We start from the raw sequence: 22,944 nt of genomic DNA on the forward strand, positions 1-22,944 counted from the left end.
TTTAGCTTTTGCTATTTCTCTTGCTTTCTCTTCTTCTTTAGCTTTTGCTATTTCTCTTGCTTTCTCTTCTTCTTTAGCTTTTGCTTCTTCTTGGGCTTTCACGTCTTCTTTAGGCTTTACTACTTCTTGTACTTTCACTTCTTCTTTTGGCTTAACTACTTCTTGTACTTTCGTTTCTTCCTTAGGCTTAACTACTTCTTGTACTTTCGTTTCTTCCTTAGGCTTTGTTACTTCTTGTACTTTCGTTTCTTCCTTAGGCTTTGCTACTTCTTGTACTTTCGCTTCTTCCTTAGGCTTTGTTACTTCTTGTACTTTCGCTTCTTCTTTTACTTTTGCTATCTTTTGTACTTTAACTTCATCCTTAGCTTTAACCGTTTTTTGTACTTTCGCTACTTGCTTCGTTTTCTCTTCAGCTTTTTTTTCAACTGGTGCTGTACTTGATAGGAAAGAAACATTTACATAAGCTGTTTTTCCTTTATACTCAAATTGTAACCAACCGTCTTTTACTTGATGCTTTGATTCAATTACATCATCTGTTTTTAGTCTGCCAAGTATTTCTGATTCTGTACTTGCACCCGAACGGACATTTAATAAATTCGCGGTTACATAATACACATCTTTTGTAAACTCCGCACTTACAAATACTTCTTTACCATTTAAATCAATTTTGGACCATCCTTCTTCCGTATGTATAACTTTTAACTTTTCTCCTTCTTTTACTTTTTTGACAACTTTTGATTCCGTAGTTGGCTTTTCACGTACATTGAGTACATCTGCTGTTACGATTGTTTCTGCAGTAGCAACTGTGGTAAAAGCTCCCATCCCAAAAACTGTTGCTGTTGCTGCGCCAATTATTTTTTTCATATTAGCCTCCATTACGTTTTTTGACTTCTATTATATCAAATGCTTCCATAAAATCAGGTGTTTTCACAGAATATCAAAACTTTTGTAACAATATATTAATATTACTTAATATATTGTTGTTAGAAATATCCTTTTTCTTCAAGAATATCAAATTTATACGTTCGCATTCTATAAATAAAAAATCACCTCATCATATATAAAATGAGGTGAGCAAAAGGCTATTTGTTTAAGAATTTCTACAGTTATCTTTCTTGATTATCATAATATGTTTTATCTGCATATTTTTTATCATTACCCTTTAAATAAGCTAAGATTATTTTTGGATTTTTAATTAAAGTCCAATCTCCATATGTATCAAATCTTCTGCACGAAGTTATCATTCCATTTTTTATTGTACCGAACTTCTTATTTTGTTGTTTTCCCCATTCTTTTAACCGTTTTGCAAAATCTGCATCTTCTGCCATAAGCATATTTTCATTAAATCCATTAATCGCCATAAAATCTTTTCTATAGCACCAAAAAATCCCGACAGATATAGCCCCATACTTAAAAAATAATGGAATTATAATTAACAACGCGGAAACAAATATTCCTAAAGATATTCTTTCAAACTTACCAGTTACCCCACCGCCAATATATTTACCTGAAACTAAATTTTTGTCTACGTTAGACAAAAAAGACTCTGTCATTTGGGTATCAGCATCTATTGTAATGATTATTTCTCCCGTAGCTATCGCGGCTCCTGCATTTCGAATTTTAGATAAATTTTTATCATCATTTTTTAATGTAATACAGTTATACACCTCTGCGATTTCCTCTGTTTTATCTGTACAACGATTTAAAACCACTATGACTTCAGTTTGATCCTTATATGCTTCCGCTGCCTTTGAAATTGAATCTAAACATTTTCCAATGTACTTTTCTTCATTATGTGCAGGGATTATAATAGAAAACTTTACACTTTTTTTCAAATCAATGCCTAAAGATTCATTTGTTTCCTTCATAACACTTCCCCTTTTTATAAAATGAATTTTCACTCTATATAACATATATTAATATTTATGAGGCTGTATTATAAAAACTAAGAATATGCTAAAAGTCACCTAGAATTCTTCAATCAAAACAAAATGAAATAATACTTTTTATACTACATAGTTATCGCTATTCCTGCCAAAAACAAACTTACGATTGCTAAGAATTTTGTGCCGACTATAGCCCCTCTTAAATGAAACTTATAATCTTTATATCCCTTCATCCCTTCTGTACTAGGAATAACAACAAATCTTGGGGTAATCCAGCAAAAGATTAGCCAATCTATTATAAACAAATCTACTACATTAAAAATCATTAAAATACCAAATGTATGTAAATAGGCATCTATATACAATAATTTTCCATGTTTATGTAGTATATATGTAGAAACGAAAGGAGTACCGAAAAGAATAGCATTGTATGCAATATTAAAGTAAATCGTTTGCTTTTTTTCTTGAATCGATTTTGGAAAAACTACCTTTTGAATATCTTTCGGATAATCAGTTAATGAAAGACGAGGATTATAATATAAAGATCCTAAAATCAGTACGGATAACACAGTAGACATAATGACACCAACATATATCATTTGCTCAAATGAACTCATAAGCACCATTCACCCTTTTCTATAATCGCTCCATAGTACACGCACTTAATTACATATTGTATGTACGGCATCAATCAAAAATTAACAATTCACTTTATCAATGATTTTATAATTGAAATTATGATTTATGTGTCATATATCTTTTCTGAAGAACAATCGAAAATTAGTTTGGAGGAATATTATACAAAAGCTAAATTTGAAGCAATAGGTTTTAATTTATATTTCCAACTCGTATCAAATAAAGAAGTAATAGCGCAAATTACTGAACGTACTATTCTGTTAGATGAAGCGAAAAATGACTTTACAAGGCTGTTTAAGTACAGTGAAAAACATCAAATATTCGTCTCTTATAAAGTATATGATTCTATTACAAATGAGTATATTGTTCTTGGACATGTTGCAGTATACGAGGATAATGTTAAAGAAGCTGAAATTGGTTATATGATTTTGCCAAAGCACTGGGGAAAAAGATATGGTAGTAGAATTAAGAAGTAGACCGATATAAACGTACTAAAAGCAATTATCAATCCAATTAATATCCCCTCTCGCAAAATTTTAATACATATAGGTTTTACATGCGAGAAAGTTTATGAGATTGATGGGTTGCCTGGGGAGATTTTGAGTACATATATTTAACTACAAAAAAGAAATGCTACATTTGAACTAAAAGTAGCATTTCTTTACATATAACGTCCTATTCAACCATCGAAAGTAAAACTTTCTCAAGATCTTTTTTAGAAAGCATACTACCATTTATATAGATTTGATATGCATTTTTCCCTTCTTTTGCAGGAACCACTATTTTCATAGCCCGTACATTCGATTCTTTATACTCACCGAATGTTACGTCATAGCCATTTAATTTATATTTTTTTATATCTCCAGTAAAATTATGTCCTGTTTTAGAGGGTTTATCAAATGGTCTATCAAGAAAGAAATCTTTATATTCTCCCTCAACAATTTCTAACTGATGGATTGTAAAACCTAATTCTACATCTGAAGTATGTGGCTCTTTTTTTACATTACGCTTTTCATATCTCATCGTAATCAACGGCATAGGCTTGTCTAATGTCGCTTCAGCTTTGACTTCTTCAAATACTAATTGATGTCCAACCGGAATATATGATGGATGCTTGATTGGAAAACCAGTTATTTTTTCAGCTTGTTCAAATGTATAGGTAAATTGTTGATCTATTCTTTCTTCATATGTATTTAATTGTTCCATTACCTCTCTATCTCTCATTTCTTCATCAGCATTTAGGCGATTTGTAGCAGTATATTGTCTCTCACCATTCTCTACAACACTTACTTTCTTATAGAAATGGTATGTTTCCTGTAATAAAGCTACATACTTTTCAAAGTCCTCTTCTGTAAATATACTTTTAGCAATTTCTATACGTTCCATTACTGAATTATAACCATCTTCAGTCATTCCGATATCTTGTCTTGCTTTTTCTGGTGTCCCTACAATTTTATCCATTAATGTTGTACCTGCAAAAGTACCCGTCGGTATTAAAATAACCGCGGCTACAAAGCCAAATAATAACTTTTTCTTCATAGAAGTTTTCTCTTTCTTTTTCATCTTTTCGTATTTATAAAAAGAATCTTGTACTTTATCTTCCAGATTAGGAGAAGGCTCTATATTCGCTGCCTTTCTTTTCAATTCATTCGTTACATATTTTTCAAAATCCATTTACTTCTCCCTCTCTTATGTTTGGCTTGTGCTCCATTTCAGCCCTTAATCGTTTTAGCGCAGTATGTAATCGGGATTTCACTGTACCAATAGGGATTTGAAGAAGTACAGCAATTTCCTCCATACTATACTCATGGAAGTAACGCATAATTATTACTTCACGATGTTTATAAGATAATTTTTGTACAATCTCCACTAATTCATTATGCGTTTCCTTATGTAAAATATCTTCATGCATTACGTAAGAACGATCTTGTTCATACATTTTTTTCTTTTCAAAAATCCGGAACCTTCGCCACGATTTACGACGCCAATCCTGTACTTGCTTCACAACTAGTCCATGTAACCAAAAACGAAATGAACGATTCATATCATAGTTTGTTACGGACTTCCACATTTGTATGTACACTTCATTCACTATATCGTCTACATCTTCGTTTTGACTTCCTACTAAAAATACTACTGTTTTATAAATATCTTTACATGTGTACTCATAAATAACTTGAAAGGCTTCTTGATCCCCAGACTCCATTTTATACAGCCATTCTTTTAATTGTACTTCATCCAACATTACGTTCCCCTCTCATGATCTTTCACACTATATTCGCTCGTTTCTCACAAAAGGTTCATTTTACATGGAAATTTATTTATTACAATAAAAATATAAGGTATATTTTTAAGAAAAGGAGGATTTCAAGAATGAATAAAGAGGATAAAATTCACGCTGAAAAAGTGTTGAAAAATCTATTCATCGGATTACAAGTTGATGGATTACAATTTGGTATTTCTCCAGGCGCTATAAAGATTCATTTCACAAACTTTCACGACTCAGTTGATTATGACGGACAATTATATATCAATATCGAATCAAAATGGTGTTTATTTAATAAACCTCAAAAAAGATACCCATTAAATGAAGATGAATTTGAAGATTATTCTGAGGAAGAAGAATATGAAAGAATATTTAAGATAAGAAGACAAAAAGTTACCGATATACAACTCGGCTTAGAAAGCCCTCATTTAATTATTATATTAGATAGTGGACAAATTATTTTTGTAAATGGTTTTCATGATTATTATGAATGTTGGCAAGCTGGTGTCCTATGTGAGCAATGGCTTGTAGTCGCTGCACCTGGGAATGAAATCGCCACTTGGGCTCCCGATGAGTTTATCAATAAATAAACTTTTTTTCACGAAGAAGAACCGAAGATATTTTATGAAGTATGATACTAATTAACTACATAACCATTTCTATTACACTTAAACGAATAATCATTTTATTTAAATAGAAATACTTTATTAAATTTGAGAGGATGATTATGATGGCATGTGTCCATGATTTTGGAATAATTGACGATTTTGATTCTCAAAAAAGTTACAATGATTATACACCAGAGAAATATCATTGTATTTCTGTTAATGATGATATTATCAATAGTTTAAGTCAAAATTTATCAATTATGAAAACCTACTTTCATACAGTCAAAAATCAGGAATATGGTTTAGCATATTGGGGTATTACAATTATCCCTCCTGAATCATTAGCAATATTCTATGAAACAGTTACATCTTCAAAATTCTTCAAAAAATCTGATGAGCTGAATGAATTAGCTTCAAAAATTGTACAAGCTTCCAACTAAACCATCTCCCATGCCCTTCTGTTTCCCCAACCGTTTCACGATATTCGTTTCCGTTAATATAATAATCAATATGAAGGTCCCGGTCCCACATGTTGTTATACAGGTGGAATACATCACGTTTTGCACCGATTTCTTGCACTTGTTTTTCCAACTTACGTTTTACTTGTTCAGGTATTTGATTTGCGACGTGTGTATGGAAAATACAGATTACAACATCTTCACTTAATTGTTCAATAATAGATGGTAATAGCTCTACACCGTCTCCTTCTATTAATTGGACAGATTCATTTTTTACTAAAGATGCTGCTTGGTCAAACATTTCAAGTCTTTCTTTATGTTCTGGCCAAATGAGTGCACGTAGCCATAAATAATCTTCATCACTATGTAAATCATTTACATGCAAATCTATTCCGATTCTTTCTACGACAGTTGGACTTTCTTTTAGAAAATGAGGTACATTTTCCCCTCTTATTTCAGAAGTTATATGTACATTTGAATTTATATTTCCGTATGTTTCATCCGTTCCGTACGAATAGCTATATTGGTCCCAGAACAGTTGTAATCCAGAACTTGTACCAATTTCAATTAATGCTAACGGTTTTTTCACTTTATTAAATATGTAACAGAAACCTGGGTATAAGTATGCACATCGTCTTACTTCATTCGTTTGAACGAGTTTCGTTTGTAACAAAGTAATGATTTCCTCTCGGTACGTTTTACAGAAATCTTTAAAATGATCAAAAGCTTGATCTAAATCTGTATTAGCCTTTTCAACTAAGCTACTATAATACGTTTTTACATGATGTTCTTTGCCTGCTAGTAATAAATAATGTACGGCGCCTAATAATAAGTTCGGGACTGGTTGGCCTGTTTGAGCATGGGAAGCTAATGTAAGTACTTCCTCATCTTCCGCAATTTTTATTGATAAGTATTCATATAAGTCACTTGACCCTTTACATTCCTTTATTGAGAAATTTCGAAATAAGTTTGCGATTTTTTCTTGTTTACGCATTGATATCCCTCCTTTAATTTCACAGAATAATCATACTATTACAAGGGGAAAAATTCCATAAAAAGGTATCCTCCCTACCCAATTATTAATGCGTAAGCTTTTTCGGGATAATTTCAAACTGTGATTTTTTTCTATTCATAAACTGAAAAGTGCTTGTTAAATAAGAATTTTGGCAAATAAAACGTTAAATAGTTTAAAATTATCAGATAACACTAGATATTTTAGTCTATTAATTATTATAATAGAGTATGAGATGGTTATATAATTGAGACAAAAAAGGTATACACCTAGGTGGGGCCTAGGCGGTGTTTTCAATTTACGGCTTAGATATAGTGAACACCTACTCTTTTTTGCCAATATAGGGGATGGAGAGATTATCATGAGCAACATGCAGCAAAAAACAGACGTTATCTTAATTGGTGCAGGAATTATGAGTGCAACATTAGGCTCATTACTAAAAGAATTAGCACCTGAATGGGAAATTAAAGTTTTTGAAAAACTCGCAAGTGCCGGGGAAGAAAGCTCTAACGAATGGAATAATGCAGGTACAGGGCATTCTGCGCTATGCGAACTGAACTATACTTCCGAAAAATCTGACGGATCTATAGATATTAGTAAGGCTGTAAAAGTGAATGAGCAATTCCAGCTTTCAAGACAATTTTGGGCATATCTTGTAAAAAGCAAATTAATTCGTAATCCACAAGATTTTATTATGCCTCTACCTCATATGAGTTTAGTACAAGGAGAAAAAAATGTTGAGTTTCTAAAAAACCGTTTTGAAGCGCTTTCAAAAAATCCACTGTTTCAAGGAATGGAATTTTCCAATGCTCCTGAAACATTAAAAAAATGGCTTCCACTCATTATGGAAGGTCGTACATCTAATGAGCCTATGGCTGCAACGAAAATTGATTCTGGAACAGATGTTAACTTCGGTGCATTAACACGTATGTTGTTTGATTACTTACAAACGAAAAATGTCGAGCTAAACTACAAACATAGTGTCGAAAATATTAAACGCACGAAGAATGGTTTGTGGGAAGTGAAAGTACACGATATGAATAGTGGTAAGATTGAGCATCATACTGCAAAATTCGTCTTTATCGGCGGCGGTGGCGGTAGTCTACCTCTACTTCAAAAGACTGGGATCCCTGAATCAAAACATATCGGTGGATTCCCTGTAAGTGGACTATTTATGGTATGTAAAAACCAAAAAGTTGTAGAGCAACATCATGCAAAAGTATACGGTAAAGCTAAAGTCGGCGCTCCGCCAATGTCTGTACCTCATCTTGATACAAGATATATAGACAATAAAAAAGCTTTACTATTTGGACCGTTCGCAGGATTCTCTCCTAAGTTCTTAAAAACTGGCTCAAACCTTGACTTAATTGGTTCTGTAAAACCGAATAACGTCTTAACAATGTTAGCTGCTGGTGTAAAAGAAATGGGATTAACAAAATACTTAATTCAACAAGTTATGTTATCACATGAAAAACGTATGGAAGAATTACGCGAATTCATTCCGAACGCAAAAAGTGAAGATTGGGATATTGTAGTTGCTGGGCAACGTGTACAAGTAATTAAAGATACTGATGCCGGTGGTAAAGGTACACTTCAATTCGGTACAGAAGTTGTAAGTGCAGCTGACGGTTCAATCGCTGCATTACTAGGTGCATCACCGGGGGCTTCTACTGCTGTTCACGTCATGCTTGAAGTATTAGAAAAATGTTTCCCAAGCCGTATGGTAGAATGGGAAGGAAAAATAAAAGAAATGATCCCTTCTTACGGCATTTCACTAACTGAAAATCCAAGATTGTTCCAAGACCTTCACACTTCGACTGGTCGTACACTTGGATTAAATGAAAAAGAAACAGTTCATAACTAATGAAGAAATTAAAAAACGTCCGATATATTCGGACGTTTTTTAATTACTAGAAATTATATTTATCAATAATCTCTTTCGTAAATACAACCCGCTCTGGCAATACGATAATTCCGTTTCCTTCTGCCTCATAATCATAACCTTGGATAGCGTTTGGCTCTACTTTCACTTTTCCAATTCCTTTTACTTCAAAGCTATCCCCTACTTTTAACTTCTTCCCTTTTACAACAATTTCATTTGCTACATACGTTGCAAGTGCACCTTGTTGTTTTACATCCCATAAACCAAATTGTTGTACTGTTCCTCGTTTTACGTAATCACGCATAACGTTTGGTGTGGAGAACCCAGTTACAACAACTTTTTTATCCATTTTTAAGTTTTCAGCTGCTTGTGCCATCGCTGGTAGTGCCGTTGCATCCGGGCAAATGACTGCATTAATATCTGGGTACGTTTTTAATATGTTCTCCCCTACTGATAAAGACTTTTGCGCATTATTTTCACCGTATTGCGTCGTTACAATTTCCCAGTTCGGATATTTCTTTTTAATAATTTCTTTCGCTTTCGTTACCCATTGGTTTTGATCCGTTACTGTTGGACTAGAATAAAAGAAGGCTACTTTTCCTTTATCTCCAATTTGTTTAGAAGTCATTTCAATTAATAAATTAGCAAGTTGATCTGGTGTTCCTTGGCTTATATAAAATGAACGGTCTTTCGGATTGACATCAGAGTCCCATGTTAACACCGTCATCCCTTTTTTCTTAGCACGTTGCAATGATTGCGATAGACCATCTACCGATGTAGAAGAGACCATAATTGCATCATAGTTTTGATTAATAAAGTTGTTTATATATTTCACTTGACCTGATACACTTGCTTCAGATGGTCCATCATATTTCACTTGTACGCCTAGTTTATCTCCCATCTCTTTTGCTCCTTCACCACCCGATGTAAAGAAGCCAACTCCAGTTAGTTTCGGGATAAATGCAAATTTCACATCATCTGCCTTCTTCTTATCTGCCGTTTGACTAGAGCAAGCTATTAAACCAATTAAACAAATGCACACTATTAATAGAATCCCCAGTTTTCTCTTCATGACATTTCCCCCTTATGCAAGTTCTTTCTTTTCCACGGTGTGAATCGATGTAATTTGAAATGTCTCATAATAACTGAAAGAATAAGAATAATACCAATAACTACGTTAGATTGTTCATTTGTTAAACCCGTCATTTGCAAGCCATACTGCATGAGTCCTATAAAAATACTCGCCAGTACAGTACCGATAATACTTCCTTTTCCCCCTGTAATAAGTGTTCCACCTAATACGACTGCTGTAATGATTGGTAAAATCGTTTCACTTCCCATATCAGCACGTGCGGAACCGAAATATGCAGTTAAGAAAGCGCCTCCTAATCCACCTCCTAACCCGGAGAGTATGTAAGCGATGATGACTACTTTTTTCGTTTTGATCCCAGTGTATTTTGCTGCGTTTTCGTTCGCTCCTGTTAATTTTACGTGGCGCCCATATACAGTTCGGTGAAATAATAAAGTACATAAAACTGTTAATACGATCAGTATCCATAATAAATTCGGTATCCCTATAAAACTACCATTTGCCAGTTGTACAAATTCTTCAGGTAAACCACTTATCCCTTCATATCCAAAAGCACCTGCCCCTCCTGAAATGACGAGTGCAATTCCGCCGTATAAAAACATTGTTCCAAGTGTAACGACAAGTGGCTCTACATCTGTCATTTTTATAATGATTCCGTTTAAAGCTCCTGCTAAACAACTGATTATAAGAGCTATTATGACCGCTAGCAAAATAGGTATTCCATTCATCCAAAGTACACCGATCAAGATCGAAGTGAGCCCCATTATTGAGCCGACCGATACATCAATTCCTCCTGTTACAATAACGAAAGTCATTGGTATCGCCGCGATTGCGATAAAAAGAAAATCATTTGTACTAAAAAGGAGATTACTAATATTTAAGAAATCACTATTTATAAAACTAAAGAGAATGAATTCTAAAAGAAGTAATACGATTAGAACACCTTCCCATCTGTATAAATACTTCATAGATTCATCCTCCTTTCTGCCTTCCACTTTTTCATAACACTATCTAATATGACGATTAGTAATAATAAGAAACCTGAAATAGCATTATTCCAAAATGCTGGTATTTTTAAAAAGACGAGTGAACTGCTTATCGCCTCTAAAAATATCGCTCCTAATGCAGCTCCAACTATAGAACCCGTTCCGCCTTTTAAATGAACTCCTCCTAGTACAGCAGCTGCGATAACCTGTAGTTCTATCCCGGTTCCTGTTTGATTTGGAACGAATCCGATATTCATGACAAATATGCAACCAGCGAGCGAAGCGCTTATGCCTGAAATCATAAATGCATATATTTTCACTTTATTAACAGGTATACCAATGAGTCTCGCGCCATCTTCATTATCACCTACCGCATAAAAGTATCTTCCGAGTGGCACTTTACTTAAAAAGAAGTATAGTAGTAGTAAAATAATAAGAACAACCCATACAATTATCGGCAAACCAAGTATGACGATAGATGACAGTTGCTTAAAATCATTTGGTATATCTTCAATCCACTTTCCACCTGTGAAAATTAACATCGCACCTCTAATGACCCCTAACATACCTAATGTCATAATAATAGCTGGTACCCGAAACTTCGCAACGCCAATCCCATTTATAAAACCAAGAATAGAGCCAAGTAAAATAGCAGCAAGTATGGACCAAAATGCATGATATCCATCCGTTAACAATATCCCGCAAACTGCTGCGCTTAATCCCATAATTGAACCAACTGATACGTCTATATTTTTCGTAAATAAGACGAACGATTGGCCAATTGCTAACACGACTAAAATAACGCTTGATTTCATCATTAAAGATAACGAGTTAAGCTGAATGAAACTTGGATTTATCATTCCGACAATGGCAATGTAAATGAGTAATAATAGTATGATAGATGTTTCGTGCATTTTATACATACGTTTCATTCCGTTACACCTCCGTATGCAAGACGTGTAACTGCTTCTACATTTATTTGTTCTTTCTCCAGATGTGAAACAAATTGTCCATTTCGCATTACATATACACGGTTTACTAATTGAACAATTTCTTCAACATCGGAAGAGATTAATAATATTGCGAGTCCTTCCCTTTTCATTTTTTCTATCGTCTTATATACTTCAAGCCTTGCTTTCGCATCAATTCCTCGAGTCGGTTCATCAAGAATAATAATTTTCGGATTACACGCAAGATATTTTGCAAGCACGACTTTTTGCTGATTACCTCCCGATAAAGATGCGAGTTCTTCATTCAAATGCGGTACCACAATTCGAAACTGTTCTATATACGACCTTACTAAAGCGCTTTCTTTTTCTTGATTAATGAAAAAGCGACTATTCTGATGTAAATTTGCTGCAGTCATATTTTCTTTAACTGATGCAATTGAGAATATACCATTTCTTGCTCTATCCTCTGGCACATAAACTAATCCTTCTCTAAGTCTTTTATGCAAAGAGCATGAATCAATTGATTTTCCTTCTAATAAAATAGAACCTGATTTTATAGACTTCAATCCAAATATTGTTTCTGCTAATTCCGTTCTGCCTGACCCAACAATGCCAGCAATACCTACAATCTCCCCAGCATGTACAGTAAATGATATATTTTCGAATGCGTGATTCGTTATATCATTTACTTCTAATATTTTTTTCGTTTCTTTTGTATCTTGCACTACTTCCCTTTTCTCTTCTCGTTTATACCCTTTCGGTAATAACCCCTCCATTAGCATGTCATATGTATAGTTACGTACATCCCCTTGGCTTACAATCATTCCATCACGTAATATCGCTACTTTGTTGGCAACTTTAAAGATTTCTGGAAAGCGATGCGTAATATATATCATGCCAATTCCTTTTTCTTGTAAACTTTTCATCAGCACAAAAAGACTCTTCATTTCGTGAGTTGTTAATGTCGATGTTGGCTCATCTAAAATAAGAATCTCGGCTTCTCGTATTAATCCTCTAACGATTTCTACTAATTGTTGCTGCGCAATGGATAGTGATCCTCCTAGTTCTTTAAGGTCAATATCCCATCCTAAACTGTCAATCAAATGCTGAATCTTTACTTTTAATTCCTTTTTCTTCTCTTTTAGTCCGATACATATATTTTCTTCAATGGTCATATGTGGAAAAATGAGTGGTTCTTGTGGTATTAAGTAAATCCCTTCTCGGTGTGCTTCTTTCGGATTTACAAACTGTTTCCTCTTTCCTTTTACATACATTTCTCCACTATCATACGAATATAACCCCGTTAATATTTTCATTAATGTTGATTTTCCAGCACCATTTCCTCCAACTAAAGCGTATATATCGCCACGCTCTACTTGTAAGTTCACCCCTTTTAGCACAAGTTGATTTGAAAACGCCTTACTCACTTTCTTTACATGTAATAAAGGTACGTTCTCCACATGATGTCACCTGCCTTCATCCAGAACATTTTTTGAGAAAATGATTATTTGTTCTACTTGTTTTGTAGCATTGTATATTCCTTTTTTCATATCTAGAACACTTTTTCACCAGACAATTAATCGTTTCAACTGGAATAAACAAAATATGTGGCACATATGTTTAAGCAGTGGTCAATTGTTGAAAGGGATGAAGAGTATGACACAGCTGAACTTTGAAGAGAATTTATTAACGAAAGTAGCTTGGTACTATTATAAAGACCAATTAACACAACAGGAGATCGCTTCACTTCTTCACATTTCAAGAAATAAAGTTGTTCGGTTATTAGAGAAGGCGCGCAGTGAAGGTATCGTTACATTTCACGTAAAAGGGACTGGTTTACACTGTTTAAGTATTGAGCGTGACCTAATGAAAAAATTCCACTTAAAAGATGCTTTCATAATCCCTACTCCAATAGACAATTATCACACTTCTCTCGGAAAAGCTGCTGCACAGTATTTAGAAACTCATCTCCAACAAGGCGATTTACTCGGCATTGGGTGGGGTGAAACAATTAGTAAAATGCTAGAAAACATTCATTTTGAAAGTTCTATTAATCTTTCAATCGTAACGCTAACTGGCGGAGTAAATCACTATCTCCCGAGAAAACAAAACTATTTACACTACATGCAAGGCGATCTTCACATTATCCCTACGCCGTTTCTAGCATCTACAACCGAAATGGCACAAAGTATTCTATCAGAACCGAGTGTAAAAGATATGCTTCATGTCGCTTCACTTGCTCATACAGCTGTTGTCGGTATTGGCGGATTATCTCAAGACGCTACGATTGTAAAGGAAGAAAAATTAACGCTACGTGAGATGACGTATATTCGTAGTCAAAACGGTACTGGCGATATTTTAGGGCAGTTTTACAATACAGATGGGCATTTATTAAACCTCCCGCATCATAATCGACTAATTGGTACGCCGCTCTCTATTCTACGCAAAATGAAGCATGTCGTTGGTGTTGCTGGGGGTACAGAAAAGATAGATGCAATTTTTGGTGCTTTAAAGGGGAGATTTATTCATACATTAATTACCGATGAGGAAACGGCCCTCTCCTTATTACGAAAGGATGGTGATTGTTAATGTCTCATTTATTAGCTTTTGATGCTGGTACAGGAAGCATTCGGGCTGTTCTTTTTGATTTATTAGGTAATCAAATTGCGGTTAGTCAAAAAGAATGGGTTCATAACACGGATCCTCGTTACCCAGGTTCTATGAATTTTGATGTAATAGAGAACTGGGAGCTAGTACAACAGTGCACGAAAGAAGTTTTACAAAGAAGTAATGTCTCTCCCTCTTCTATTCTAGCTATTAGCGCTACTAGTATGCGAGAAGGTTTTGTTTTATATGATAAAGGTGGGCAAGAAATTTGGGCATGTGCAAATGTTGATGGTCGCGCATCAGCTGAAGTTAGTGAACTAAAAGAAATCAGGTCACATCTTGAAAAAGATTTATATACAAGATCTGGTCAAACTTTTTCATTAGGTGCTTTACCTCGCCTACTTTGGATTAAAAAACATGAACCAGACGTCTATAGCAACATTCATTCTTTTACGATGTTAAACGATTGGATTTTATATAAATTAAGCGGCGTGCTGCAAATCGATGCCTCAAACGGATGTACGTCCGGTATTTTTGACTTACAAAATAGAGTGTGGGATAACGATGTCGCTAAAGAATGCGGTCTAACTTTACCATTTTCACCAACAGTAAATGAAGCTGGTACAGTAATTGGTAGCGTTACAAAAGAGTGTGCGGCATTAACTGGATTACGTGAAGGGATTCCTGTCGTTGCCGGGGGCGGAGATGCTCAAATGGCATCACTTGGAACAGGAGTAGTTAGACCTAATCAAACATTAATATGCGGCGGTAGTTTTTGGCAGCAAGAAGTGAATGTTACTGAGCCAATAACGGATCCACATGCTTCCATTCGAGTAAATTGTCACGTCGTACCTAACCTATGGCAATATGAAACGATTGCCTTTTTCCCAGGCCTTGTTATGCGCTGGTTTCGAGATGCTTTTTGCTATGAGGAAAAGAAACTTGCTGACAAACTCGGTGTAGATGCTTATGCATTATTAGAAGAACAAGCAAAAGACGTACCTGTCGGATCACATGGTATTATCCCTACTTTTTCAAACGTAATGAACTACATTTCTTGGCGTCATGCTGCTCCTTCTTTTTTAAATTTAAGCTTAGATGCTGACAAATGCGGAAAAAAAGAACTGTTCCGTGCTATTGAAGAAAATGCTGCCTTCGTTACACTTGGTAACTTAAAATTAATAGAAAATCTCACAGGAACATTTCCTTCTGAAGTCATTTTTGCTGGCGGTGCTGCTAAAGGAAAGCTATGGCCACAAATTTTATCAGACGTACTCGGTATCCCTGTAAAAGTACCAGTTGTGAAAGAAGCAGCTGCTTTAGGAACTGCGATTGCTGCTGGAGTTGGCGCTGGCAAATATTCATCTATGGAAGAAACTGCTGAACAGTTTGTACAGTGGGAGCACAAATTCGAACCAGTTACTGAAAATCATGAACTATATCAAGAATTCTATGAAACATGGAAAACTGTGTATGACAGTCAACTCTCTTTAGCTGATAAAGGGCTCACCTCACATATGTGGATTGCGCCTGGTGCACTGTAACACATTACATAAAGGAGTGAAATATATGTTAAAAGCGAATGAAAATGATTTCTCCTATCGCTTCGGTGATAACGGGCCGAAATATTTAATACAAGGTCCGAATATTGATCTTGGCCTTGTTGTCATTCAGCCCGGGCAGGAGTTTCAAAATCACTATCATACGACGTGTGAGGAAGTCTTTTATGCATTAGAAGGTGAAATTGATTTCTATGTGAATAACGAAAGAGTTCCGATTAAACAAGGCGATGTATTGCAAGTTCGTCCTCATGAATCTCACTATCTTATTAACCATTCTGACAAACCTTTTAAAGCAGTTTTTATTAAGTCACCACATTTACCAAATAAAGATACGGTACAAACGGAAAATCCAATATTAACGAAGGAGTGATTTCACATGACTTGGGGATTTAAAAATCGATTAAATACAATTTTACCTGATGGCAGAGCGGTTATGTTAGCGATAGATCACGGCTACTTTTTAGGGCCTATTCATGGGCTAGAACAGCCACTTGAGACAGTTAAAAACTTACTTCCTTATACAGACTCTCTCTTTTTAACGCGCGGTGTACTTAGCTCCTGTATTCCTGAAAACTGCAGCACACCGATGGTTATGCGTGTTTCAGGTGGAGCTACTGTCGTCGGTAAAGATTTAGCGAATGAAACAATTGTTACACCAGTAAAAGAAGCAGTAAAACAAAACGCAATTGGCGTCGGTGTTTCTGTATTCGTCGGATCCGATTATGAAACACAAACAGTTTCCAATCTCGCAAATGTAGTTTCAGAAGCTCATGATTACGGTCTGCCAGTACTCGGTATTACCGCTGTTGCGAAAGAATTACAAAAACGTGAAGCACGCTTTCTAGCACTTGCTTCCCGCGTATGCGTTGAAATGGGGGCTGACATTATTAAAACGTATTACTGCGAAGGATTCGAAAAAATTACAAGTACTTGCCCTGCCCCAGTTGTAATTGCTGGTGGACCAAAATTAGATTCGATTGAAGACGCATTAAACATTACGTACAATGCACTGCAAGAAGGCGCAATTGGCGTAGATATGGGCCGAAACATATGGCAATCTGAACATCCTGCTGCGATGATTCAAGCGATACATGGTATTGTAAAGAATGGATTGAATGTGAAAGAGGCTCTCCAATTATATGAAGATGTAAAAAATTAAAACAAACGAACAAACTATTGCATTTAAAGGAAAAGCCCATATGTTAGATTACTAAGTAGTCTAACATATGGGCTTTCTTGTATATTTTTTATCATTCCGTATTCGATCAGATTTCTACAGATCGCGTACGTTCCAAACAATCTCACCCCGATCGCCAAACGTACTGTGATGCCGCTTAAAGCCTATCTTTTCTAATACCCGGAAAGACGCCGTATTCCAAGCACCTACAGTTGACCAGAGTCTTTGGCGACCTGTAGCAATCGCAGCCTCAAGCACAGCTGCTGCTGCCTCTGTCGCATATCCCTTACGATGAGCATTTTGGAACAATTCGTATGCAATTTCCGGCTCTTCAAGCGTGGAACGACCGATGATTAAGCCACAGTATCCGATGAAATCCCCTTCTTCTCGCCTACGTATAGTAAGAAGAGAAATACCATTTTCAGTTGCTTTCCTGCGCATCTCGATAAGATTACTACGAACAGAGTCAACAGTTGGCATTTCCACACCACGTTCACCAATTAATTTTCTCAGCCAGACTGCATCATTTTCCTCCCACATATTCAGGTCGAGTCGTTCCGTTTTTAGCTGGAACGCCATATCTTTAAAAACAGTTGTCATAGCGGTAACCTCCTATTTATATCACTGTACTACTTATATTAGTTTCGTACTGTACCATATGGGAAACCTGCTTGATTCTCTAAATTTTATTGCATAAGCAATTCCTCTACTAAATAGACCTTGTTATCAAACTTCATTTTAAATCTATAATATTCGATTTATGAATGACTGTAGATTTACACTTAATAATCACATTAAAAAATGTATCGCCCTTTCTTTTTTGTTAAAATAAAGAAAAGGAGGAATTATTATGAAACGAATGGGTTTTGAACGCCCTACTGATTATTATGATGAAGGATTATATACTATCGATGAAAAAATTTGTGTACTATTAAAAGAACGGAAAGAACTTTCAGGTGGTGATCCGGGCTTTCCACATGATGAAGCAATTTATAAATGGGCAAAGCAATATGGATTTTATCCAGACTATTTAAATTCACTATTCTCTTCTATGATGGACGAAGGTGAATTTAAACCTCGCGTCGAACCAACTACATTCAAAAAACATATACCTGTTTTTAAAACGCATGAACAAAATGGTATCATGTATACGGTAACTTTTATTCGGCAGTATGCAAATGCTAGTGTAGTGTATTTATATAGCGATTGGGATTCCACTGATGAAGTTTTTAATGAAAATAAGCCTCATAGTTTCTTCCAATTATCAATAGATGATACATATGACTGCTGGCCAGAAGGTGGTGGCGGCACTGATGGACATTTTAGTCATCATTTCGTTATATCTCCTGCCCTTCCTGATAATTTGTCTGGAATAAGCTTACGATTTAAAGAACTCAATATGCCGTTTAGAAAAGATCAATCTGTACTTGAGTTTGAAATTCAATTGGATTAAAAAGAGCGTAATCTAGCTAGAAATTAGACTAGATTACGCTCTTTTAGTTGCTAGTTATGCAGTATATGAAATTTATATCAACGATTTTTTCAATTTATCGACTATTCGACACAGGATATCGATTTACCGACAAAATTAGACATTATCATTTATATAACACCCACTCTATTAACACAATTGCCGATTCAATACGTTCTTTCGTATTCCCTAAAAATAATTTATGAAGTAATGCCTCCAAATGAATTGGTTTATTAGGCAACACTTGAATATACCTTAAAACAGATCCAGCTGGCGGTGTAGGTTTGTTATTAATAGCCCATATCCCTTCTATCAATGTCCAAGTTGACGTATGAACTATGTATGAAGCCTTTAGCTCATCATGTGCTTTCAAAGCAGACTGAATTTTAATGAGCGAACTATGTAACCAATGAGCAATACCTTTCACTTTGTCGCTAGAAACACGATAGTTTTCAAATTCGTAGGTAGCTATTTCCTTTAACCTTTTCAACTCGCCGCTTTTATCAAATAAAATTTCCCCTTCTAAAAATGAGTATAGTTCCATCGGATTGTTTTTAAAGTTTACTAGTATTTGATTAACGTCTGCATACTTATATTCAACTAAAATATCTTCTCTCGTTTCAGAATGAAATTTCTTCTTTTGTCCGTCTTCTAACAGAATATATAAGTCTAAATCAGAATCAGGATATGCATCACCTCTTGCGACAGATCCGATAAGCATACATCCAGTTACCTTATCTATAGATAAGCTTTCAGCTACTATTGTTTGCACTAATTTTTTATGTTGTTCATGTTTAATAGATGTTTGTATTTCTAACATTTGTAACCTCCAAACATTTTTTATGGAGTTATTCCTTACCTAAATATATTGTACTTCTCTTACAATCTTCTATACTTATTCAACGATTGTCAGTTCATATACAATTGCGTCTTTACTACTTTTTGTTTTATCTTGAATCGTAACAATATCTCCAGCTTTTATTTTTGAAGCATTCACTACTTTTACCATCTCTGGTAGAACACCCCCACCATCGTTCTCTTTATTTAGTGGAAGCCACTTTACTGATTTATTAGTTGCTTCTAAAATTTTATATTTAATTGTACCATCATACTTTATTTCACCAACAAGATCTTTTACTAATGTAGGTGTATATTTACCCTCTTCTTTTTCTAAAGAAATATGATCACCTATATCTGGGATACCGTTTCTTACAGGTGCTTCCCATTTTGTTGGATTTAAATCATTTAAACTTACTTTCACACTATCTTCTTTATTTGAATTAGCATCTTTTAGAAATATATCATTATACTTCTTATCAATAATGATATACTCCTTCCTCTCTACTATTTTTGCACTACTTTCACGTTTTACTTCCTCGTTGTTAGATACTTCTTCTTTCACATTATTATTACTACACGCTGATAATAATGTCGTCGCTAAAGCTGCCATTCGTAACATTTTTTTCACTTCATTTACCTCCATTTATAACGAAACAATAAAACATATATCACATCCACATTTTACCATATATCAAAAAAAGAGGATATTTGTTTATTACTAAACAAATATCCTCTACCTTTACATATATATTACGACTGTTGATAAGCCGCTTTCGATGATTTTACATAATAAACTGCGTGATCAACGTTAATGATATGATCTGGTTTTGGTTTACCACGACTCGCTCTATGCCCAGCTAAATGTTCTTCACTTGTTTCCCAGTTTTTCCATGCTTCTTCAGATTCCCAGCGAATCATAACAACAACTTCTTCATCGCCGCGTCTTACTTTCTTCACAAGAACACTTAAGTCGATGAAGCCTTCAAATTTTTCAATAATGCCTTCTCCAGTGAAACGTTCTACAACTATATTTGATGTACCTTCTTTTACTGTAAATGTTTTCGTTTCGATAAACATATAATCCCACTCCCTCTTTGTAATACGAATACTAGTATTCTTCTATTATAGTTGATTATGATAATTATTTTCAATTAAAAAGTTATAATTATTTGAATTATGCTGTTTTCTCTTCAACCGCTTCATCTAAAAATTTGAAATATGGAAGTAATAATCCTATTAAAGAAGTAATACATATAATCGCACCAATAATAAAGTATAGTGCTCTTATTCCCCACATTTCACTTAGTATACCTCCTAATAACACACCTAACGGGATAGCGGATCGTATGAAAAATAATCGCACTGAAAATACTTGCCCTATCATATTGTTTGGTACTGTTTGTTGGCATATTGTTGTGTTATGTATATTGAAAAATGAAATACAAATGCCTGCAACTACTTCAATGAACACCGCAATTACGATACTATGATTAAACCCTAGAGAAATGTAAGTTAGTCCTCCTATAAACAATCCACCAAGCATAAGTATACGCCGGCTTTTATATGTTATTTTTCCGACTAGTATAGATCCAATTACATAGCCAAACGGGAAACCGGCCATAAAATAACCAAACTCCGCATAGCCTGCGGACAATTCGTCTTTTATATAAGGAAGATTTGTAACCAGCGTTACTCCAACTCCAAATTGTACGAAAGTAAGAAATAGACCGAGCCAAACGATAACTGGTTGTGTGAAAAAGTATGTAAAGCCATGAATAAATTGTTCTAGCCACGTTTTCCCGATGGATTGTTTTGTTCTCTTTTCTTTTATATAAAGTAAGAGAGCGCCACTAACAAATAGACACATACATACGAAAGATAATGTAAGTTCTGTTCCAATTAAATGAATGACTACTCCGCCCAATACAGGTGCAAGAAACATCATAAGACGAGTCATTCCATCAATATATGCATTTGCGTCTTGAAGTTGTTCTTCACTTACAATGCTCGGTGTAATTGCTTGACTTGCAGGTGTATACAACGGCGTAATAAGCCCGATTATAATTTGTACGACATACACATGCCAAACTTCTATACTACTAGTAAGTAACATGACTAACGGCAATAAGAAAACCGAAGCTCGCACCCATTGCGAAAATATCATAATCCACTTCCGGCTCCATTTATCAATAAATGGGCCACTTATTAATTGTAGTATAAGAGATAGGATAAAGTATAGTAACCACATACTACTTAAAGCAGTTTTTGACCCTGTTAATTCGTAAACAAGAATCGAATTACATAACGTTCCGAAAGCCCCGCCCAATTCTGAAATCGCGCTACCAATCCACATAAAAAAGAATGAACGATTTTTCAATACACTCTTCACTATAGCCCACCAACTTTTCTATTAAATTCCTCCCTTTATGTGCATTCTAGTTGCATATTATCTATTTAAAAACGCATCTAATTCTTTCGCTAGCGACTGCACTGCTTTTTTTCTTAATACATATTTCCCATCATGTATATCTACTAACTTCGCTGCACGTAACAATTTCAAATGATGGTGTACAGTCGATTTACCGAGTTGCAGTCTCTCTGTAATTTCTTGCAATGTCCGTTCTTTTTCAAACAACATTTTTACAATGCGTAATCTCGCTTCATCTCCAAGCGCTTTATGTTTTTGAACTAAAAAATAATTCGGTTCATATAGATCTTCAGGATGGATGCTTTCGTTTGCGACTGGGTAATGAAATACTTTCGTATCTTCAATATCCGCCTCAATATTCCACGGTCTGTACGTCATTTGCGGGATAAGAAGTACATTATGAACACTTGGTTCTGGCATATAGTTCACACCGCCAGTCGCCCACTCGACAAACTCTTCTGATTTCATCTTTTTATTCATTTCATTTTTCGCTTCATAATCTCGTTTTAATATAGATAGTATTTGCTCTTCCTCTTTCTGAATAACACTCTCATACCAACCTGTCATAACAGCGATTAAATGAGATTTCAGCACTTGTACATCAACTTCACATATAAAAGGAATATACGTAGAGAAAAACGGATGATCTTGTGTCAGTTCTTTTAGTTCATGTATTGCAGTTACGTCTCCACTTGCTGCTAAATGTCTTTGCCCTTCATACTTCTCACCTAAAAACGGTAAACATATATACTTCAAACCTACTTCTGAAAGCGAATCGATTTTAGCATGAAACTGTGATAAGTCCTGAAACTCTTCCTTATACAACAACTGAAGCAACGCTTTCCACGTATTATGTTCTTCTACAAACCGTAAGTGTTCTCTCATTTCTTCTGTTAATGATTGTCTAATTTCTTCCCATTCACTTTGTGACTTTTCAAGAGTATCGATTAACCTTTTATGAGTAATTGCTGCAATGCCAAGTGCACATTCGAAAAGTATCGAATATTTCACTTGAATGTTATAAGTTTCCCTCTTTCTACTCGTTATGTGATAGACCTCCATTTATATCCCCTCCTTGTTTGCTA

General features: G+C 34.9%; 24 protein-coding genes and 1 pseudogene. 9 read left to right on the forward strand and 16 right to left on the reverse strand.

The window, feature by feature from the left end:
- From F8162_RS29000 to F8162_RS02770, 3 genes are all read right to left on the reverse strand, one after another.
- The coding region (locus F8162_RS29000) for an SH3 domain-containing protein (protein ID WP_225990137.1) at positions 1-864 on the reverse strand (864 nt) is incomplete at its 3' end.
- A gap of 242 nt (positions 865-1,106) precedes the next feature.
- Positions 1,107-1,868, reverse strand: coding sequence for a glycosyltransferase (locus F8162_RS02765; protein ID WP_151635111.1), 762 nt, complete (start codon positions 1,866-1,868; stop codon positions 1,107-1,109).
- 143 nt (positions 1,869-2,011) lie between these two features.
- A complete protein-coding gene (locus F8162_RS02770) occupies positions 2,012-2,503 on the reverse strand; it encodes a nitroreductase (RefSeq protein ID WP_151635109.1) in 492 nt (163 codons plus the stop codon).
- A 120-nt stretch (positions 2,504-2,623) separates the two neighbouring features.
- Here F8162_RS02770 and F8162_RS02775 point away from each other — a divergent pair.
- Positions 2,624-3,139: pseudogene (locus F8162_RS02775) on the forward strand (GNAT family N-acetyltransferase).
- Between the two features lie 58 nt (positions 3,140-3,197).
- Here F8162_RS02775 and F8162_RS02780 read toward each other — a convergent pair.
- A complete protein-coding gene (locus F8162_RS02780; RefSeq protein ID WP_151635107.1) occupies positions 3,198-4,196 on the reverse strand; it encodes a hypothetical protein in 999 nt (332 codons plus the stop codon).
- On the reverse strand, positions 4,186-4,764 hold the full coding sequence (locus tag F8162_RS02785) for a sigma-70 family RNA polymerase sigma factor (protein WP_151635405.1): 579 nt from the start codon (positions 4,762-4,764) through the stop codon (positions 4,186-4,188). The genes F8162_RS02780 and F8162_RS02785 overlap by 11 nt, the downstream gene beginning before the upstream one ends.
- 131 nt (positions 4,765-4,895) lie before the next feature.
- Here F8162_RS02785 and F8162_RS02790 point away from each other — a divergent pair, with 131 nt between their 5' ends.
- Both F8162_RS02790 and F8162_RS02795 read left to right on the forward strand, forming a co-directional pair.
- Positions 4,896-5,378 carry a hypothetical protein gene (locus tag F8162_RS02790; protein WP_151635105.1) on the forward strand — a complete coding sequence of 161 codons (483 nt, stop codon included), beginning with the start codon at positions 4,896-4,898 and terminating at the stop codon, positions 5,376-5,378.
- A gap of 140 nt (positions 5,379-5,518) precedes the next feature.
- Positions 5,519-5,836 carry a short-chain dehydrogenase gene (locus F8162_RS02795; RefSeq protein ID WP_192797605.1) on the forward strand — a complete coding sequence of 106 codons (318 nt, stop codon included), beginning with the start codon at positions 5,519-5,521 and terminating at the stop codon, positions 5,834-5,836.
- On the opposite strand, the gene F8162_RS02800 is transcribed toward F8162_RS02795, so the two are convergent.
- Positions 5,778-6,848 (reverse strand): DUF2332 domain-containing protein, encoded by a 1,071-nt coding sequence (locus F8162_RS02800; RefSeq protein ID WP_151635101.1) that lies wholly within the window; start codon positions 6,846-6,848, stop codon positions 5,778-5,780. The two genes, F8162_RS02795 and F8162_RS02800, sit on opposite strands and share 59 nt — an antisense overlap.
- A gap of 379 nt (positions 6,849-7,227) precedes the next feature.
- Here F8162_RS02800 and F8162_RS02805 point away from each other — a divergent pair, with 379 nt between their 5' ends.
- Positions 7,228-8,730, forward strand: coding sequence for a malate:quinone oxidoreductase (locus tag F8162_RS02805; protein WP_151635099.1), 1,503 nt, complete (start codon positions 7,228-7,230; stop codon positions 8,728-8,730).
- A gap of 46 nt (positions 8,731-8,776) precedes the next feature.
- On the opposite strand, the gene lsrB is transcribed toward F8162_RS02805, so the two are convergent.
- Genes lsrB through F8162_RS02825 form a run of 4 tightly spaced genes read right to left on the reverse strand, consistent with a single transcriptional unit; the run spans position 8,777 to position 13,234 of the window.
- A complete protein-coding gene (gene lsrB / locus F8162_RS02810) occupies positions 8,777-9,820 on the reverse strand; it encodes an autoinducer 2 ABC transporter substrate-binding protein LsrB (protein ID WP_151635097.1) in 1,044 nt (347 codons plus the stop codon).
- Positions 9,817-10,806 carry an ABC transporter permease gene (locus tag F8162_RS02815; protein ID WP_151635095.1) on the reverse strand — a complete coding sequence of 330 codons (990 nt, stop codon included), beginning with the start codon at positions 10,804-10,806 and terminating at the stop codon, positions 9,817-9,819. Before F8162_RS02815 ends, lsrB begins: the two co-directional genes overlap by 4 nt.
- Entirely contained in the window at positions 10,803-11,756 is a 954-nt protein-coding gene (locus F8162_RS02820) for an ABC transporter permease subunit (RefSeq protein ID WP_151635093.1), read from the reverse strand. The genes F8162_RS02815 and F8162_RS02820 overlap by 4 nt, the downstream gene beginning before the upstream one ends.
- The gene (locus F8162_RS02825; RefSeq protein WP_151635091.1) at positions 11,753-13,234 is read right to left on the reverse strand and encodes a sugar ABC transporter ATP-binding protein; all 1,482 of its coding nucleotides are present in this window, start codon (positions 13,232-13,234) and stop codon (positions 11,753-11,755) included. The genes F8162_RS02820 and F8162_RS02825 overlap by 4 nt, the downstream gene beginning before the upstream one ends.
- A gap of 196 nt (positions 13,235-13,430) precedes the next feature.
- On the opposite strand from F8162_RS02825, the gene F8162_RS02830 reads away from it, so the two are divergent.
- Genes F8162_RS02830 through lsrF form a run of 4 tightly spaced genes read left to right on the forward strand, consistent with a single transcriptional unit; the run spans position 13,431 to position 17,102 of the window.
- Complete coding sequence (locus F8162_RS02830; protein WP_151635089.1) at positions 13,431-14,363, forward strand: sugar-binding transcriptional regulator; 933 nt, start codon at positions 13,431-13,433, stop codon at positions 14,361-14,363.
- Positions 14,363-15,925 carry an autoinducer-2 kinase gene (gene lsrK, locus F8162_RS02835; protein WP_151635087.1) on the forward strand — a complete coding sequence of 521 codons (1,563 nt, stop codon included), beginning with the start codon at positions 14,363-14,365 and terminating at the stop codon, positions 15,923-15,925. The genes F8162_RS02830 and lsrK overlap by 1 nt, the downstream gene beginning before the upstream one ends.
- A gap of 25 nt (positions 15,926-15,950) precedes the next feature.
- A complete protein-coding gene (locus F8162_RS02840; RefSeq protein ID WP_098777916.1) occupies positions 15,951-16,313 on the forward strand; it encodes a cupin domain-containing protein in 363 nt (120 codons plus the stop codon).
- A gap of 6 nt (positions 16,314-16,319) precedes the next feature.
- Positions 16,320-17,102 carry a 3-hydroxy-5-phosphonooxypentane-2,4-dione thiolase gene (gene lsrF, locus F8162_RS02845; RefSeq protein WP_000219778.1) on the forward strand — a complete coding sequence of 261 codons (783 nt, stop codon included), beginning with the start codon at positions 16,320-16,322 and terminating at the stop codon, positions 17,100-17,102.
- Positions 17,103-17,216: 114 nt separating this feature from the next.
- On the opposite strand, the gene F8162_RS02850 is transcribed toward lsrF, so the two are convergent.
- Positions 17,217-17,720: a GNAT family N-acetyltransferase gene (locus F8162_RS02850; protein WP_151635085.1), complete on the reverse strand. Its 504-nt coding sequence runs from the start codon at positions 17,718-17,720 to the stop codon at positions 17,217-17,219.
- 250 nt (positions 17,721-17,970) lie between these two features.
- Between F8162_RS02850 and F8162_RS02855 the strand changes: the two genes are divergently transcribed.
- The gene (locus F8162_RS02855; RefSeq protein ID WP_151635083.1) at positions 17,971-18,573 is read left to right on the forward strand and encodes a hypothetical protein; all 603 of its coding nucleotides are present in this window, start codon (positions 17,971-17,973) and stop codon (positions 18,571-18,573) included.
- A gap of 145 nt (positions 18,574-18,718) precedes the next feature.
- On the opposite strand, the gene F8162_RS02860 is transcribed toward F8162_RS02855, so the two are convergent.
- The 5 genes from F8162_RS02860 to F8162_RS02880 all read right to left on the reverse strand — a co-directional run bounded on the left by F8162_RS02860 (position 18,719) and on the right by F8162_RS02880 (position 22,921).
- Positions 18,719-19,411: a nucleotidyltransferase domain-containing protein gene (locus tag F8162_RS02860; protein ID WP_151635081.1), complete on the reverse strand. Its 693-nt coding sequence runs from the start codon at positions 19,409-19,411 to the stop codon at positions 18,719-18,721.
- 75 nt (positions 19,412-19,486) lie between these two features.
- Positions 19,487-20,074 carry a hypothetical protein gene (locus F8162_RS02865; protein WP_151524759.1) on the reverse strand — a complete coding sequence of 196 codons (588 nt, stop codon included), beginning with the start codon at positions 20,072-20,074 and terminating at the stop codon, positions 19,487-19,489.
- Between the two features lie 107 nt (positions 20,075-20,181).
- Positions 20,182-20,508, reverse strand: a complete 327-nt coding sequence (gene hmoA, locus F8162_RS02870; protein ID WP_000469503.1) for a heme-degrading monooxygenase HmoA — start codon at positions 20,506-20,508, stop codon at positions 20,182-20,184.
- 97 nt (positions 20,509-20,605) lie between these two features.
- On the reverse strand, positions 20,606-21,820 hold the full coding sequence (locus F8162_RS02875) for an MFS transporter (RefSeq protein ID WP_151635079.1): 1,215 nt from the start codon (positions 21,818-21,820) through the stop codon (positions 20,606-20,608).
- Between the two features lie 57 nt (positions 21,821-21,877).
- A complete protein-coding gene (locus F8162_RS02880; protein WP_151635077.1) occupies positions 21,878-22,921 on the reverse strand; it encodes an ArsR/SmtB family transcription factor in 1,044 nt (347 codons plus the stop codon).
- Positions 22,922-22,944 lie beyond the last annotated feature (23 nt).

Origin of the sequence: Bacillus sp. CH140a_4T, from assembly GCF_008923725.1 — a bacterium.
GTDB lineage: Bacteria > Bacillota > Bacilli > Bacillales > Bacillaceae_G > Bacillus_A.

Bases quoted from the DNA above. Each gene is read 5' to 3' on its own strand.
- F8162_RS02765 (WP_151635111.1), bottom strand. From the start codon at position 1,868: ATGAAGGAAACAAATGAATCTTTAGGCATTGATTTGAAAAAAAGTGTA.
- F8162_RS02770 (WP_151635109.1), bottom strand. From the start codon at position 2,503: ATGAGTTCATTTGAGCAAATGATATATGTTGGTGTCATTATGTCTACT.
- F8162_RS02780 (WP_151635107.1), bottom strand. From the start codon at position 4,196: ATGGATTTTGAAAAATATGTAACGAATGAATTGAAAAGAAAGGCAGCG.
- F8162_RS02790 (WP_151635105.1), top strand. From the start codon at position 4,896: ATGAATAAAGAGGATAAAATTCACGCTGAAAAAGTGTTGAAAAATCTA.
- F8162_RS02795 (WP_192797605.1), top strand. From the start codon at position 5,519: ATGGCATGTGTCCATGATTTTGGAATAATTGACGATTTTGATTCTCAA.
- F8162_RS02800 (WP_151635101.1), bottom strand. From the start codon at position 6,848: ATGCGTAAACAAGAAAAAATCGCAAACTTATTTCGAAATTTCTCAATA.
- F8162_RS02805 (WP_151635099.1), top strand. From the start codon at position 7,228: ATGAGCAACATGCAGCAAAAAACAGACGTTATCTTAATTGGTGCAGGA.
- lsrB (WP_151635097.1), bottom strand. From the start codon at position 9,820: ATGAAGAGAAAACTGGGGATTCTATTAATAGTGTGCATTTGTTTAATT.
- F8162_RS02815 (WP_151635095.1), bottom strand. From the start codon at position 10,806: ATGAAGTATTTATACAGATGGGAAGGTGTTCTAATCGTATTACTTCTT.
- F8162_RS02820 (WP_151635093.1), bottom strand. From the start codon at position 11,756: ATGAAACGTATGTATAAAATGCACGAAACATCTATCATACTATTATTA.
- F8162_RS02830 (WP_151635089.1), top strand. From the start codon at position 13,431: ATGACACAGCTGAACTTTGAAGAGAATTTATTAACGAAAGTAGCTTGG.
- lsrK (WP_151635087.1), top strand. From the start codon at position 14,363: ATGTCTCATTTATTAGCTTTTGATGCTGGTACAGGAAGCATTCGGGCT.
- F8162_RS02840 (WP_098777916.1), top strand. From the start codon at position 15,951: ATGTTAAAAGCGAATGAAAATGATTTCTCCTATCGCTTCGGTGATAAC.
- lsrF (WP_000219778.1), top strand. From the start codon at position 16,320: ATGACTTGGGGATTTAAAAATCGATTAAATACAATTTTACCTGATGGC.
- F8162_RS02850 (WP_151635085.1), bottom strand. From the start codon at position 17,720: ATGACAACTGTTTTTAAAGATATGGCGTTCCAGCTAAAAACGGAACGA.
- F8162_RS02855 (WP_151635083.1), top strand. From the start codon at position 17,971: ATGAAACGAATGGGTTTTGAACGCCCTACTGATTATTATGATGAAGGA.
- F8162_RS02860 (WP_151635081.1), bottom strand. From the start codon at position 19,411: ATGTTAGAAATACAAACATCTATTAAACATGAACAACATAAAAAATTA.
- F8162_RS02865 (WP_151524759.1), bottom strand. From the start codon at position 20,074: ATGGAGGTAAATGAAGTGAAAAAAATGTTACGAATGGCAGCTTTAGCG.
- hmoA (WP_000469503.1), bottom strand. From the start codon at position 20,508: ATGTTTATCGAAACGAAAACATTTACAGTAAAAGAAGGTACATCAAAT.
- F8162_RS02880 (WP_151635077.1), bottom strand. From the start codon at position 22,921: ATGGAGGTCTATCACATAACGAGTAGAAAGAGGGAAACTTATAACATT.